Genomic DNA, 13,501 nt, shown 5'->3' with positions numbered 1-13,501 from the left:
CTGGCGCCGTTCGGCTGGCACGCCGCCTTGCCGAACGGTTCTTCCAGCACAAGGATTCCCGCGAGATGCCACCGGACCGAGACACCCCACCACGGATCAGCGACATCCCACGCCACTGGGCCGCCGAGACCCCCGGCCATGTGGCCGTCTTCGAGGAAGGCCGGACCACCACCTATGCGCAGCTGTGGGCGGGCATCGAGGATGCGCAGCGCTACCTGCAAGCGCAGGGCGTCGGCACCGGCGATCGGGTGCTGATCACGGCCGAGAACTGCCTGGCGGTGATCACGCTGGTGTTCGCCTTGTCAGAACTGGGCGCGTGGCCGGTCGTCGTCAACGCCCGTCTGTCGGAGCGCGAAATCGAGGTGATCCGCGCCCACTGCCAGCCGCGCCTGATGCTGTTCACCCACGCGGTGTCGCCCGATGCCCTGCGGCACGGCGTGCGCTACCGGGCCAGGGAGATTGCCCCGGCCGGCCTCGGCCCGCTGATGGCAGGCGCTGTCGACGAAGCCGGCGAGCGCGAGCCTGAAGCGCTGGCGCGTGACGTCGCCGCGTTGATCTACACCTCGGGCACCACCGGACAGCCCAAGGGCGTGATGGTCACCCACCGGGGCTTGCTGCACTTTGCGCGGGTCACGGTGGCGTCGCGCCGCATGCAGGCAGACGACTGCGCCTATGCGGTCATGCCCATGTCGCATATCTTCGGCCTGGGGACGCTGCTGGTCTCGACCCTGCAGGCCGGCGCCAGCCTGTACCTGAGCGCCCGCTTCAATGCCGCTGACGTCACCGCCGCGATCCGGCAGGGCGCGATCACGCTGCTGCAGGGCGTGCCGACGATGTTCAACCGCATCCTCGCCCATGTGCGGGCAACGGGCACGCCCCTGCAGCCTTCGCCGCGGCTGCGCTATCTCTACACCGGCGGCGGGCCGCTTGATCCGACGCTCAAGCACGACGTCGAGGCGATGTTCGGCCAGCCGCTGCACCATGGCTATGGCATGACCGAATATGCGGGGTCGCTGTTCGTGACCCGCATGGACCGGCCGCGCACCGATTGCTCGGCGGGCGAGATCGTCGAAGGCGCAGAACTGCGGGTAGTCGGGCCGGAGGGCAAGCCGGTGCCGCAGGGGGAACCCGGCGAGCTATGGATCAGGGGGCCCGGCGTGATGCGCGGCTACTACCACGCACCGGACCTCAGCGCCGAGGCCCTGCGGCCCGACGGCTGGCTCAACACCGGCGACATCGGCCGGCTGGATCCTGACGGCGCGCTGTTCATCGTCGGCCGCACCAAGGACCTGATCATCCGCTCGGGCTTCAATGTCTTCCCGATCGAAGTCGAATCGGTCATCAACACGCATCCGTCCGTGCGCGTGTCAGCCGTCATCGGGCAGCCCACCGCGGACGGCAACGAGGAAGTGATCGCCTTCGTCGAGATCAGGGATGGCGAGAAATTCGACGCGCCGGCGCTGCACGACTACCTGGTCGACCGCCTGTCGCCGTACAAGCGCCCGGAGCGGATCCTGCGCGTGGCCTCGATCCCCACCACGGCCAGCGGCAAGCTGCTGAAACACCAGCTGCGGCAGATGCTTGCGGACAAGCCCTAGTCCACTGAATCACTGAAATTGGTCGGTGCCTGCCATGTCAATGATTCAGTGGACTAGTCCTGGCGCCCGAGGCCGTCCTCGACCAGCAGGTCCACCAGCTTGCGCGCAAACAGCGGCAAGGCGCCGAGGTCGGCCACGCATACCTGCAGCTTGCGCTCGGCCCATTCATCGTTGAGCTGGACGATGCGCAGCGCCATCGTCTTCGCATGGCGGCTGGCGGTAGTCTCCGGCAACACGCCGACACCGACATTGGCCTCGATCATCCGGCAGGCGGTCTCGAAGTTGCTGACCTGCACGCGCCAGCGCAGCGAGCGCTGCAGGTCGGCCGCGGCCCGCATCAGGAAATTGTGGATTGCGCTGGCCTCGGGCAGGCCGATGAAGTCGTAGTCCAGCGTATCGATGAAATCCACGCTGCCGCGCTCGGCCAGCGGATGGCTCAGCGCGGTGGCCAGCACCAGGCGGTCGCGCCGGTAAGGCATCACCTCCAGCCCTTCCGTGCGCACGTTGCCGGCAATGATGCCGATATCCACCATGCCCTCCTGCACCGCGCGCACGATATCCGGGCTCAGGCGCTCGTGCATGTCGATGGTCACGTCCGGATGGCTGACGAGATAAGTGCGCAGCACCGCCGGCAGGAACTCGCTCATCGCGGTGGTGTTGGCGAACACGCGCACATGGCCTTTCACGCCCGCCGCGTATTCCTGCAGATCGCCGCTCAGCTGCTCCAGCTGGCGCAGCACGCGGCGCGCATGGGCGAGCAGGGTCTCCCCCGCCCCGGTCACCTTCACGCCCTGGCTGCTGCGGCTCAGCAGCTTGACGCCGACGTGTTCCTCGAGGTTCTTGATGCGCGTGCTGGCCGCGGCCAGCGACAGGTGCGAGCGTTGCGCACCGCCGGTCAGGCTCTGGGCCTCCGCAATATGCGTGAACAGTTTCAGGTCGACCAGATCAAAGCGCATGACATCATTCCGCAGCGTAGGGCCGGATTATCTCGCAAAGCGCGGCGCGCAGTACACTCTGGCGGGCGCAATTTGCAGTGGCCGGCACCCTCGCATCCGGGACCTGATCCGGGGAGCTTACGAACGTCAGGTAGATTTTTGGGAACGAGTCAGGCGACCGAGCGCTGCCGCTGCGCTGCGCGCGCCACCGCCAACCGGCTGGCAGCCTCCATCGATAAGCCGAAGCGGTCGTAGAAAGCGCAGTCCAGATCACTGCTGGCTGGCCAGCCGACGCGCCGCCGGGCATCGCCAATGCCGGCATCACCGGCCATGACCTCGAACAGCAACCGCATCAGCCGTTGCGTGCGGCACAGCTCGGTCAGCGCCGTGCCCTGCGAAAACAGCAGGCGGCGCAGCTGTGCCGTGGACATGCCCAGCCGTTCCGCGATAAACGCAGCATTCCAGGCGTAATGCGGTTGCAGGAAGACCCGCTTGCAGATGCGGTGGTGCAGGCATTCCTGCTGCGCCGCGGGGATCATGCGCTGGATTTCGAGGGTGCACGCGGCCGGCTGAGTGCTGCCGCCATCCAGGTGCAGCGCAAAGGTTTCAAACGGTTCGATGGTGAGCTGCTGGCCCGGCAGCAGCAGACGCTCATAGCCGCGGCGCCTGAGCACCAGCCTGCCGTGGGCCGCAGAGACCGACAGCGGGAAGGCCAGCAACAGCTGCTGCAGGCTGACGTGCATGTGGGACTGCAGATGGACGTGCATGGTGGCTCGGGATGCGGACAGGATCAGACTGCATGATCGCCGCTAATCGGATTGCCCGCCTCTGCCATTTCCGAATGCACCGTTCACCGCCGCCCCATGGCGGGCTCCATCACGTAACTCCGACGAGCGAAGCTCACGCGGTGAACGGCAGACTGCGATGCCGCTTGCCGGTGAGCGCCGCGACGGCATTAGCCAGTGCCGGCGCGATCGGCGGCACCGCGGTCTCGCCAATGCCGGTCGGCGGGTCAGCCGATGGCACGATATGCACCGCGATCTGCGGCGGCAGGTCCGCATGCGTCGCCACCCGGTAGTCGTTCCAGTTGGCTTGCTGGACCACGCCATCCTTCAGCGTGATCTGCGCGCCGGGCAGCGTGGTGCCCAGCCCCATCATCATGCCGCCCTGGACCTGCGCCTCGACCGTGCGCGGGTTGATCGGCATGTTGCAGTGGACGGCCGCGGTCACCCGGTGCACCACCGGCTGGTTGCCGCGCATCGAGACCTCGACGATGTAGGCCACCACGGTGTCGAACGATTCATGCACCGCCACGCCCCAGGCACGCCCGGCCGCGAGGCGCATCTTGCCGTAGCCCGAGCGCTCGACCGCCAGGTCCAGTGCCGCCAGGTGACGCTTGTGCTCACGCAGCAGCGTGCGGCGGTACGCCACCGGATCGATCCCGCCTGCGCGCGCCAGTTCATCGACCAGGGTCTCCATCACGTACGCCGTGTGCGTGTGCCCCACCGAGCGCCACCACAGCACCGGCACGTTGACCTTGGGATGATGGATCTCGAGCGCGATCGGGAACGGATAAGCACTGTCGCTCACACCCTCGACCATGGTCGAGTCGACCCCGTTCTTCACGGTGAAGGACTCGAACGGGGTGCCGCTGGTTATGGACTGGCCGACGATCACGTGCTTCCAGGCCAGCACCCTGCCCTTGCCGTCGTGGCCGATTTCAACGCGGTGCAGGTGCATCGGGCGGTAGTAGCCGCCGCGCACGTCGTCTTCGCGCGTCCAGATCGTCTTGATCGGCTCGCGCCGGCCCGCCGCATAGCGCGCCTTGGCCACCTGCGCGGCCTCGAACAGGTAGTCGGACGTGGGCACGGCACGCCGGCCGAAGCCGCCGCCGGCCATCATGGTGTTGAACGTCACCTGTTCCGGCTTCAGGCCGAGCACGGCTGCGACGTTGGCCTGGTCGACGGTCTGGAACTGCGAGCCGGCCCACACCGTGCACTGGTTGCCGCGAAAATCGATGGTGCAGTTGAGCGGCTCCATCGGCGTGTGCGCCAGGTAGGGGAAGACATACTCGGCGGTGAGCTTGTGTGGCGCGGTGGCAAGCGCCGAAGTGTCCGCCGCCTTGGCCTGCACGCCGGGCCGGGCCGCCAGTTCGCGGTAGCGCGCCAGCAGTGCATCGCTGTCCGGCTTCTCGACGCCGCTGGTGTCCCATTCCACCTGCAGCACCTCGCGCGCCGTACGCGCCGGCCAGAAGCCATTGGCGACGATCGCCAACCCGGTCGCGCCGCCGGCCAGCGGAACCTGGTAGACCTCTTCCACGTCGGCGATGGCCTTGGCACGCGCGGGGTCGAAGCGCGCGACCCTGGCGCCGAACACCGGCGGATGCACCATGACCACGGTGCGCGCGCCGGGCAGCGCCATGTCGATGCCGAACTGCTGCCTGCCGGTGGACTTGTCGCGCGCATCGAGCCTGCCGGTGGGCTTGCCGATCAGCCTGAACTGCTGCGGCGACTTCAGCTGCACGCTTGCCGGCACCGGCTCGGCCAGGGCCGCGGCGGCCAGTTCGCCGTATGTGGCACGGCGGCCGTCGGGCGCGGTCACCACTCCGGCCTCGGCCTTCAGCTGGCCGGCCGGCACCCCGAAGCGCCTGGCGGCCGCCCCGAGCAGCATGGCGCGCATGCGCGCGCCGATCTCGCGATACTGCGTCCACGAGTTCTTCATACTGGTCGAGCCACCGACCATCTGGATATGGAACACCGGATCCTTATAGGCCTCGCCGGCCGGGGCCAGCTGGCAGCGCACCTTGCTCCAGTCCGCATCCAGTTCCTCGGCCACCAGCATCGGCAGTGCCGTCTGCACGCCCTGCCCGAATTCAAGCTTGCCGATGGTGACCATCACCGTGCCGTCGGCATCGATACTGACGAAGGCCGACGGCTGCACCGGCGCCTTGGGCGGCGCGGCCGCCTCCGTCTGCGCGCCAAGCGGAACGGCACAAAGCGCGAAGCCTGAGCCTACGCTCAGTTTCAGGAAGGTCCGCCGGTCGATGCCGCCGCTTGCCTGCTGCATGAGTCTCATGGCATCTCCTCAGCCCATAGCCTTGGCTGCATCCTTGACCGCGGCATGGATGCGCGCATAGGTGCCGCAGCGGCACAGGTTGGCGCTCATGGCCTGTTCGATGTCGGCATCGGTCGGGCGCCGGTTGACCTTGAGCAGCGCCACCGCCGACATGACCTGGCCGCTCTGGCAATAGCCGCACTGCGTGACGTCGTTGCGAACCCAGGCCTCTTCGACCGCGCGCCCCACCGGATCCTCGCCGATGCCCTCGATCGTGGTGAGCTGCCGGCCGGCGATGGAGGACACCGGCGTCACGCACGCGCGGCGCTGCTGGCCATCGACATGGACCGTGCACGCGCCGCACACCGCGATGCCGCAGCCGAACTTGGTGCCGGTCAGGCCCAGCGTGTCGCGCAGCACCCACAGCACCGGCGTGTCGCCGGGCACGTCAACCTGCTGGGTCTTGCCGTTCAGTTGAAAGGAAATCATGGCTGGCTCCCGTTGCTCATGCCTGTCGTCTGGGTCAAGGCGCCCGATCCGGCGATGGCGCGCAGGTTCTTCAGCAAGGCTTCGTCGGCGGCGGCGCGCGTGGGCCCGGCAGAGGTGCGCAGCGGCTCGCGCGTATCGCACGGCGCGCCATTGCGTATCCACTGGCGCACCTGCTCGTCGAACGCGGGCTTGTCCAGCGGCGGCAATTCACGCCCTGGCCCCGGCTGCCAGCCCCATGCCACCAGGTGGTCTGTCGCCATGTGTTCTTCGAGCATCGCCAGCGAACGGCCGCCGTTGCTCCTGGTGTCGCGCAAGACCTTGCACAGCGCCGGCCCGGACAGGCCCAGCCATGACATCTTCATCTTCGCTGGCGGCATGTGCCAGCCCGGCTGGCCGTCGGTATCGAGCCCGGGCGGCGCATGCGCGAGCGGACTGTTCTGGGTGGCATGGCAGGTGGCGCATTGCAGTGGCGGCACGCCTTTGCCGTCGGCGCCACGCTGCACCGGTGGAAAGTGCACCCGTTTCGCATCGCCCTGCAGCGGGCCGTCGGGCACGTGGCAATTCAGGCAGCGGGCATGCAGCAGCACACGTTCGATCTGCGCGAAGGCCCGCAGCCCGGCGTTGCGGTCGGGCGTGGCGGAAACCTGCGTGGGCTGGAAGGCTGCGCCGGGCCCGGCAGCAAAGGCGAGCGCCGGAAGCGTCAGGACGGAGCCCGCCAAAAGCTGGCGAGTGGCGGCGACGAGAGGGTTGCGGGCGTGATGCATCATGGGGCCTCCTCCTTCACCGCCGTCGGCGTGCTTGATCGTTGTAGTGCCTGATGCGATCCCTGGCAAGGCGAAACGGCAGGAGAGGATCGAGGTGCCCGGATCGGCAAGCAGCACTTATTCGAGATGGTCACCAGTGCTGCAATGTCTCAATGAAGTTCTATCATGCAGACGAAGCGCACTGCCGATTGAAGGGCATGCCGCGCTCCGACCAAACGGCCTGTGATGCATATGGACCAAGATTCGCGACAAGACGCGTCCGATGGATCGGTGATGTTCGCGGACGTCTGCGACAGCACCAGACTCTACGAGCAGGCCGGCGATGCCGTGGCGCTTGGCGCAATCCGCCAGTGCCTGGCGCTGATGAAGTCCCACTCCGCGGCCGCGCAAGGACGGGTGGTCAAGACCATCGGTGACGAAATCATGGTGCTGTTTCCCGCCGCTGAAAATGCGATGCGGGCGGCACTGGACATGCAGGAGGCCGTCGCCGCGCTGCCGCCGATCATCGGCGCGCCGCTGGCGATCCATATCGGCTTTCACCATGGCCCGATCCTGTCGGACGAATCCGGCGACCTGTTCGGCGACACCGTGAACCTTGCCGCCCGACTGGCCAGCCTGGCGTCGCGGGGCCAGATCATCACCAGCAAGAACGCGGTGGAGCAACTGTCCGCGGGGCTGCGCCAGATGACACGCTACCTGTATCCGATCCAGGTGCGCGGCAAGCACCAGGTGATCGAGCTGTACGAAGCGATCTGGCAGCAGAACATCGACCTGACCCTGGTGGCCCCGGCGGATCTTGCATCGGCCCGTTCCGCACTGCTCTCGCTACGGTATCGGGAAACCGTCTTCGAAATGAACACCGCCTCGCCGCCTGTCACCATCGGCCGGGACACGACCATGAGCATCGTGGTCACGGACCGGCAGGTGTCGAGATTCCAGGCCACGGTGGAGCCGCGCGGCGGCCGCTTTGTCCTGATCGACAGAAGCTCGAACGGCACCCACGTGAGGATCGATGGCGAAAACGCGCTCATCCTGCGCCGTGACGAAATCACGCTCAGGGGTCATGGCTGGATTACCTTTGCCCAGCCGAAAGAATGCATCGACGAGGGTATCGAGTTCTTTGTCGACGAGAAGTGATGCTGGCAGGCAGGAAGCCGCGCGGCCGCAACCCATCGGAACAGGCCGCGGCCGCGCGTGGCGGGTTACCCTCCCAGCTCCTGAAAGGCGTGCCCGTTGGCTTCCAGCCCCGTCAACAAACCGGGTGGCAATGCGTTCTCCGGGACCGTCCCTTCAAGTTGCCACTCCTTTGCGTCGGCGAGGTCCTGAAGTCCTGCCCCCTTGCGCACATAGAGTCCCAGCGTCGGTTTCAGCAGATTGATGTAAAAATCGTACTCCTGCATTTGCGAATCTCCCACGAAAGTGCCCTGGCTCTTGCGCTCAAGCGCTGGAGTCTCCTGCCGCGACGGTGCTGTCCGCCTTCTTGGGTGCAGCACCCTTGGCGGCAGCTTTGCCTGCCTTCGGCTTCTTGACGGGTTCCATCTTCCTGAAGACCACGGCGTCGCTTGCCTTGTCGTAGCCGAGCTCGACGCTGTCGCCGGATTTCAGCTTGTCGCCGAGAATCTCCTTGGCCAGCCCGGTCTCGACCGACTGGCGGATCTGGCGCCGCAGCTCCCGCGCACCGAACTCTGGCTGGTATCCCACCTCGACCAGGTGATCGACCAGGTCATCGTCGAGCTTGACCGTGATGTCCTGCGCGGCGGCGGTGCGCACCACGCGCTCCAGCTGGATCTGCACGATCGCGCGGATGTTCTCGCGTGACAGCGCATGGAACACGATGATGTCGTCGATGCGGTTCAGGAACTCGGGCCGGAAGTGTCCCTTCAGCACCTTCATCAGTGCCTCGCGCAAGTCCTTCTCAGGCATGCGCTTGTCCTCGGGCTGCTCCAGGTTGTCCATGATGATCGGCGCGCCCAGGTTGCTGGTGGCGATGATGACGGTGTTGCTGAAGTCCACCACGCGGCCCTTGCCGTCGGTCAAGCGGCCATCGTCGAAGACCTGCAGCAGCACGTTGTTCACGTCCGGGTGGGCCTTCTCGATTTCATCCAGCAGGATCACGCTATAGGGCTTGCGCCGCACGCGCTCGGTCAGTTGCCCGCCTTCGTCGTAGCCGACATAGCCCGGGGGCGCGCCGATCAGCCGGGCCACTGCATGGCGCTCCATGTACTCGGACATGTCGATGCGGATGATGGCCTGCTCATCGCCGAACACGGTTTCCGCCAGGGCCTTGGCCAGCTCGGTCTTGCCGACGCCGGTCGGCCCGAGGAAGAGGAAGGTCGCGATCGGGCGGTTCGCCTGCCCCAGGCCCGCCCGCGACAAGCGCACCGCGTCGCTGACCGCGACCACCGCGTCCTCCTGCCCCACCACCCGCTCGCGCAGCCGCGCTTCCATCTTCAGCAGCTTCTGGCGCTCTTCCTGGGTCAGGTCGGTCACCGGGATGCCGGTCAGGCGCGACACCACTTCGGCAATGGACTCGACCGTCACCTCCAGGGTCTCCGACCCGGTCTTGCGCTGCCAGGCCTCGGTCAGCTCATCAAGCCGCTTCTGCTTGTCGTTGATGCGGTCCTCGAAGCCCTTGGCCTCGTCAAAGCGCTTGCGCGACGACGCATAGTCCTGCTCGCGCTTGAGCTGGGCGATCTCGGCCTCCAGTTCCTGGATATCCGCGGGGCGCGAGGTGGCGCCGATGCGCACGCGCGCCGCGGCCTGGTCGATCAGGTCGATGGCCTTGTCCGGCAGGAAGCGCGAGGTGATGTAGCGGTCCGACAGTTCCGCCGCGGCCACAAAGGCATCGTCGGCGAAGGTGACCTGGTGGTGCGCCTCAAGCTTGTCGCGCAGGCCGCGCAGGATGACGATGGTCTGCTCGACGGTTGGCTCCGGCACCAGCACCGGCTGGAAGCGCCGCTCCAGCGCCGCGTCTTTCTCGATGTACTTCTGGTACTCGTTCAGAGTGGTGGCGCCGATCAGGCTCAGTTCGCCGCGCGCCAGCGCCGGCTTGAGCACGTTGGCGATATCGAGGCCGCCCTCGCCGCCGCCCTGCCCCGCGCCGACGATGGTGTGCAGTTCGTCGATAAACAGGATCAGTTCGTCGTTCTTGGCGGTCACCTCGTCAATCAGCTGCTTGGCACGCTCCTCGAACTCGCCGCGGTACTTGGCCCCGGCCACCATCGAATTGATGTTCACCTCGACCAGGCGCTTGCCGCGCAGCACCTCCGGCACATCGCCATTGACGATGCGCTGCGCCAGCCCTTCCACGATGGCGGTCTTGCCCACGCCCGGCTCGCCGATCAGCACCGGGTTGTTCTTCTTGCGCCGCGCCAGCACCTCTATCGTGCTCTCGATCTCCTGCGCACGCCCCAGCACGGGATCGAGCTTGCCCTGCCGCGCAATCGCGGTCAGGTCGCGCCCGAACTTGTCCAGCGTGGGCGTGCCGGTCGGCGTATCGACGCGGCCATCCTCGGCGCCCTTGCCGACCACCTTCACCACCTTCTGGCGCAGTGCCTCGGGGGTCACGCCATACTTCTTGAGCAGCGTCCCGGCAATACTGCTCGGCACGGAGGCCAGGCCGATCAGCAGGTGCTCGGGTCCAACGTAGGAATGCCCCATGTCGCGCGAGGCCTGGAAGGCAAACTGGAAGGCCTTCTTCAGCCGCGGCGAGATCGTCATCCGGTCGATGGCCGCGTCGGGCCCGGCGGTTCCGGTCTGCGCATGCTCGTCGATATAGCCCTTGATGTCCTGCGGCGAGAGCTTGAGCTCCTTGAGCAGCGCCGTGCAGACATCGGTATCGGCGAGCACGTAGAGCAGGTGCTCGGTATCGAGTTCATTGCGCCGCAGCTCGTGGGCCTTCTCCGCGGCGCGCTGCAGCAGTTCCATGGTCTGCTCACTGAAGGCATCGGTGGGGTCGACGGATTCGCGCGGAACTTCGGTGGAGTACCCGGGATGCTCGTCGTCACCCATCCCGCCTCCCATTCCGCGGAAGAAGCGGGACAGGCCGCCACCGCCCAGCAGGGAGTCGAACGGGTTGAGCATGTCCTGGTGGCGCAGCAGCTGCCGGTAGTCGTAGTCGCAGATCGACATCGTCTTGCGCTCGCCGTCCTGAACCACGGTCACCCGCGCCACGGCGGGACGTGCGTTGCAGATTTCGCATAGGGTCGGCATGATGGACTTTCCTCCGCAGGTAGGTCGCATTGCTTCAACAGAGGGCCGTTGCGCGCGCTCAGGGCCGCGCGCAGCGGCGCTAAAAAAGCGGGCATGAGCCGTGCTTACGTGATGGTGGGCTGGCCTGCCATTACGTCACCTCCGAACGCACAACGCGCACGGGCACTGACTTGTAGGACGGGGTGCCGCTGTCCTCGTCGATGTAGTCGAGCGGCACCAGCCTGTTTGCCTCCGGATAGTAGGCGGCGACGGAGCCGGGCGCAATTTCATACTCGATCGCGGTGATCTTCTCGAAACGCAGCTGCCGGCCCGCCGCGACGGTCTCGATGTCGACCAGGTCGCCATGCTCCAGGCCGCGCGCGGCCAGGTCGGCTGGGTTCATGAACAGCACGTCGCGCCGCCCGAACACGCCCCGGTAGCGATCGTCCATGGCATAGATGGTGGTGTTGTACTGGTCATGGCTGCGGATCGTCACCAGCCGCAGGACATCGTCGGCATGGACTTGCTTGTCTTCATGCAGCCCCTTGAACACGTAGAACTCGGCCTTGCCCGACGGCGTTCCCCATTTGCGCTCGGTTGGCGGCAAGGGCATGCGGAATCCGCCGGGGACCCGCACGCGTGTGTTGAAATCCTCAAAGCCTGGCACCGTCTTCTCGATCAGGTCGCGGATCCTGTCGTAGTCGGCAACCAGTTCCAGCCAAGGCACCTTGCTGTCAGGCAGCGTCGCGGTGGCAATGCCCGCCACGATAGCCGGCTCGGAGCGCAGGAACTCGGACGCCGGCGCGAGCTTGCCGGCCGACGCATGCACCATCGACATTGAATCCTCCACCGTCACCGATTGCGGTCCGGTCTCCTGCACATCCAGTTCGGTGCGGCCCAGGCAAGGCAGCACATAGGTTTCCCTGGCCACCAGCAGGTGGGTGCGATTGAGCTTGGTCCCGACATGCACGCTCAGGTCGAGCTTGCCCATGGCGGGGAAGCACTGCTCGGGGTCAGGCAAGGCGACCGCGAAGTTCCCGCCCAGGCAGAACAGCGCCCTGGACTTGCCGTCGATCATCGCCTGCATCGCGTTAACGGCATCGTGCCCGTGTCCGGCGGGCGGGCTGAAGCCGAAGGTGTCCTCGATCCGCTGCAGGAAGGCGGCCGACGGCTTCTCGGTAATGCCGACCGTCCGGTTCCCCTGCACATTGGAGTGGCCGCGCAAGGGGCAGATACCGGCGCCGGGCTTGCCGAAGTTGCCGCGCAGCATCAGCAGGTCGCACAGCAGGCGCACATTGGCCGTGCCTTCGTTGTGCTGGGTCACGCCCATGCCATAGGTGACGATGGTGGCATTCGACTTCGCATAGGCCGCTGCCACCAGTTCCAGGTCCGTGCGGGTCAGGCCACAGGTCTTTTCGATATCCGCCCATTCGGTCGACCGCAGATCGTCGGCCAGCGCCTCGAAGCCCTCGGTGTGGACCGCGATGAAGTCGTGGTCCAGCACATTGCCCTGGCTGGCTTCCAGGTCCAGCAGCGCCTTCATCACCCCCTTGATGGCGGCGGCGTCGCCACCGGCGCGGACCAGGAAGTAGGACGACGCAATCCGGGTTGAGCCATAGGTGGCCATCTCCACCATGTTCTGCGGGTCGGCAAAGCGCTCAAGCGCCCGTTCGCGCAGCGGGTTGAACACCAGAATCGGCACCTTGCGGCGCGACGCCTCATGCAGCGTCCCCATCATCCGCGGGTGGTTGGTGCCCGGGTTGTGGCCGATCGAAATAATCAGCTCGCACGTGTCAAAGTCATCCAGCGACACCGTGCCCTTGCCGATGCCGATCGAGCGCGGCAAGCCCACGCTGGTGGGCTCATGGCACATGTTCGAGCAATCGGGGAAATTGTTCGTGCCATATTCCCGCGCGAACAGCTGGTACAGGTAGGCGGCCTCGTTGGAAGCCCTGCCCGAGGTATAGAACTCGACCTGGTCGGGCGATAGCCCGCGCAGGATTTCGCCAATGCGGGCGAACGCTGCCTCCCACTCCACCGCGCGGAAGGTGTCGGTGGCGCGGTCGTAGACAAGCGGATGCGTCAGCCGGCCAAAGTCTTCAAGCTCGTAGTCCGTGCGGTTCAACAGCGACGACACCGTATTGGCTGCAAAGAACTCGGGAGGCACCCGTTTGGTGGTTGCCTCCCACGTCACGGCCTTGGCGCCGTTCTCGCAGAACTGGAAGGTCGACCGGTGCTCCTTGTCGGGCCATGCGCAGCCGGGGCAATCGAAGCCGTCGGGCTGGTTGGTCCGCATCAGCGTGATCGGCGCCCTGACGGTATCCATCTGCGTGCGGATCGCCGTGGCGGTTGCCTTCAGCGCCCCCCAGCCGCCGGCGGGACCGTCGTACTTCCTGATACCAGGCACTTCGCGTCGATTGGCCATGTTTGCTCCTTGTGCCGCGCCAGGCTTGCCGGGGACGGCGTTGGG

10 protein-coding genes are annotated in these 13,501 nt (G+C 66.5%); 2 read left to right on the top strand and 8 right to left on the bottom strand.

Translation table 11 applies throughout. The features are described from left to right. Positions 1-65: 65 nt before the first annotated feature. Positions 66-1,598 carry a class I adenylate-forming enzyme family protein gene (locus AC07UK_RS13885; protein WP_494685775.1) on the top strand — a complete coding sequence of 511 codons (1,533 nt, stop codon included), beginning with the start codon at positions 66-68 and terminating at the stop codon, positions 1,596-1,598. 53 nt (positions 1,599-1,651) lie between these two features. Here AC07UK_RS13885 and AC07UK_RS13880 read toward each other — a convergent pair whose 3' ends face one another. The 5 genes from AC07UK_RS13880 to AC07UK_RS13860 form a co-directional block, all read right to left on the bottom strand. Beyond that, positions 1,652-2,554, bottom strand: a complete 903-nt coding sequence (locus tag AC07UK_RS13880; RefSeq protein WP_494685776.1) for a LysR family transcriptional regulator — start codon at positions 2,552-2,554, stop codon at positions 1,652-1,654. A gap of 149 nt (positions 2,555-2,703) precedes the next feature. Next, positions 2,704-3,300 (bottom strand): helix-turn-helix transcriptional regulator, encoded by a 597-nt coding sequence (locus AC07UK_RS13875; RefSeq protein ID WP_436223380.1) that lies wholly within the window; start codon positions 3,298-3,300, stop codon positions 2,704-2,706. A gap of 133 nt (positions 3,301-3,433) precedes the next feature. After that, on the bottom strand, positions 3,434-5,608 hold the full coding sequence (locus AC07UK_RS13870) for a xanthine dehydrogenase family protein molybdopterin-binding subunit (protein ID WP_494685777.1): 2,175 nt from the start codon (positions 5,606-5,608) through the stop codon (positions 3,434-3,436). A 9-nt stretch (positions 5,609-5,617) separates the two neighbouring features. After that, positions 5,618-6,076 carry a (2Fe-2S)-binding protein gene (locus AC07UK_RS13865; protein ID WP_494685778.1) on the bottom strand — a complete coding sequence of 153 codons (459 nt, stop codon included), beginning with the start codon at positions 6,074-6,076 and terminating at the stop codon, positions 5,618-5,620. Next, entirely contained in the window at positions 6,073-6,957 is an 885-nt protein-coding gene (locus AC07UK_RS13860; RefSeq protein ID WP_494685779.1) for a hypothetical protein, read from the bottom strand. The genes AC07UK_RS13865 and AC07UK_RS13860 overlap by 4 nt, the downstream gene beginning before the upstream one ends. Before the next feature lie 114 nt (positions 6,958-7,071). Between AC07UK_RS13860 and AC07UK_RS13855 the strand changes: the two genes are divergently transcribed. Next, positions 7,072-7,977, top strand: a complete 906-nt coding sequence (locus AC07UK_RS13855) for an adenylate/guanylate cyclase domain-containing protein (RefSeq protein ID WP_436223376.1) — start codon at positions 7,072-7,074, stop codon at positions 7,975-7,977. A 65-nt stretch (positions 7,978-8,042) separates the two neighbouring features. Here the strand turns inward: AC07UK_RS13855 and AC07UK_RS13850 are convergent, their stop codons facing one another. The 3 genes from AC07UK_RS13850 to AC07UK_RS13840 all read right to left on the bottom strand — a co-directional run bounded on the left by AC07UK_RS13850 (position 8,043) and on the right by AC07UK_RS13840 (position 13,456). Continuing rightward, positions 8,043-8,240, bottom strand: a complete 198-nt coding sequence (locus tag AC07UK_RS13850) for a hypothetical protein (protein ID WP_494685780.1) — start codon at positions 8,238-8,240, stop codon at positions 8,043-8,045. Positions 8,241-8,277: 37 nt separating this feature from the next. Further along, positions 8,278-11,052: an ATP-dependent Clp protease ATP-binding subunit gene (locus AC07UK_RS13845; RefSeq protein WP_494685781.1), complete on the bottom strand. Its 2,775-nt coding sequence runs from the start codon at positions 11,050-11,052 to the stop codon at positions 8,278-8,280. 130 nt (positions 11,053-11,182) lie between these two features. Continuing rightward, a complete protein-coding gene (locus AC07UK_RS13840; RefSeq protein WP_494685782.1) occupies positions 11,183-13,456 on the bottom strand; it encodes an FdhF/YdeP family oxidoreductase in 2,274 nt (757 codons plus the stop codon). Between the last annotated feature and the right edge of the window lie 45 nt (positions 13,457-13,501).

The organism is Cupriavidus sp. GW821-FHT07C08 (assembly GCF_059419025.1).
The sequence above is the reverse complement of the archived record's forward strand: the minus strand, read 5'-3'. Positions and strand labels throughout refer to the sequence as shown.